Raw genomic sequence first — 1,646 nt, 5'->3', positions numbered from 1 at the left:
AGAACACCCACCATCACCCTCGCCGCATAACCACCTCAAACAGCCCCCACACCCGGCACCACGTCCTTGACGAAGGACATAGAGACACCCCCCCCGGGGGCGGGACGGGCGGGCAAGGGGGGCGGCCCCCGGCGGAGCCGCCCACCCCTGTCCCGCCCCACCAGCGCCCCGCCCCCAACGCGCACCTCCACACGCACCCCCACCCCCCGCCCACACCCCACTCCACCTCACCCCTTAGGAATCAACCCCACCGCCCGATACGCCGCATCCACCCGTACCCCCGCCATCCCCCGAGCCCTCTGCGCCCCCTCCCTCAACACCCCGTCCACATAAGAAGCGTCCGCCGCCAGCTCCGCATGCCTCTCCCGCACCGGCCGCAACACCTCCACCACCGCCTCCGCCACATCCTTCTTCAGCGCCCCGTACGACCGATACCCCTCGGCCAGCTCCGCCGGACCGCGTCCACCCCCACAGGCGGCCAGGATCTCCAGCAGATTCGCCACGCCGGGCCGCCCCTCGCGGTCGTACTCCACCCCGCTCCCGCTGTCGGTCACCGCCCGCATCACCTTCTTCCGTACGACCTCCGGCTCGTCGAGCAGGAACACCACCCCACCGGTGCCGGCCGTGGTCTTCCCCATCTTGGAAGCGGGGTCCTGCAGGTCCATGACCCGAGCCGCCACCCCGGGCCGCACCGCCCGCGGCACCACGAAGGTCTGCCCGTACCGCTGGTTGAACCGCGCGGCCAGATCCCGCGTCAGCTCCACGTGTTGCGTCTGGTCGTCACCCACCGGCACCTCGTCCGTTCCGTACGCCAGGATGTCCGCCGCCATCAGCACGGGATACGTGAGCAACGACAGCCGCACACTCTCCCCGGCCGCCCGCGCCCGGGCGGACTTCTCCCGGTACTGGATCATCCGCCGCATCTCCCCGTCGGTGGCCGTGCACTCCAGGAGGTACGACAGCCGCGCGTGCTCATCGACATGGCTCTGTACGAACAAGGTGCACACCGCCGGATCCAGGCCCGCCGCCAGCAACAAGGTCGCCACCTGCCGGCTGAGCCGCAGCACCCGCCCCGGATCGTGCTCCACGGTCAGGGCATGTAGGTCCACCACGCAGAACAGGGCGTCACCCTTGTGCTGGTCCACCTCGGCCCACCGCTGCACGGCGCCCAGGTAGTTCCCCAGGGTCATGTGCCCGGTCGGCTTGATCCCACTGAAGACCCGCGTCATCTCTCTTCTCCTCCTGGTCGAGGCCGCCACCACCGGCGACCGACCTCTCAGAGGGAGATACGCAAACGGCCGCCGAGGCGGCGGCCGTGGATGCATACGTGTGCGCGGCCGCCGTCAGGCGGCCCACCAACCGAGGGTGCACGTACGCGTAGTCATGGGAGCCACCGTAGCCCCGGGACCCGGGGTTGACACCGGATTAACGGATACGTAATGTTCTCCGAGCTGTCCGACTGTGAGTGCTGGCCCCAGGCCGGTCCCCGGACAGCCATTCCGCACCAACCACTCGAGCATGCGACTCCCCGTCGCATTGCACTCGTGTGCGCTTTTGCGAAATGAGGAATCCGCGTTCGAAAGAACGGACCCCGATTGGCATCGGGGCCCAGGAATCCGCTAATGTCTCACTCGTCGGAACGGCCC

Annotated in this window: 1 protein-coding gene; it reads right to left on the bottom strand. The window is 69.1% G+C overall.

Annotated features, from left to right (window positions below):
• Nucleotides 1-227 precede the first annotated feature (227 nt).
• A complete protein-coding gene (gene trpS, locus ACFWVV_RS37745) occupies nt 228-1,229 on the bottom strand; it encodes a tryptophan--tRNA ligase (RefSeq protein ID WP_384359160.1) in 1,002 nt (333 codons plus the stop codon).
• Nucleotides 1,230-1,646: the final 417 nt, after the last annotated feature.

The sequence above is a fragment of the Streptomyces sp. NPDC058663 genome, from assembly GCF_042716745.1.
Lineage (GTDB): Bacteria > Actinomycetota > Actinomycetes > Streptomycetales > Streptomycetaceae > Streptomyces.
The sequence above is the reverse complement of the archived record's forward strand: the minus strand, read 5'-3'. Positions and strand labels throughout refer to the sequence as shown.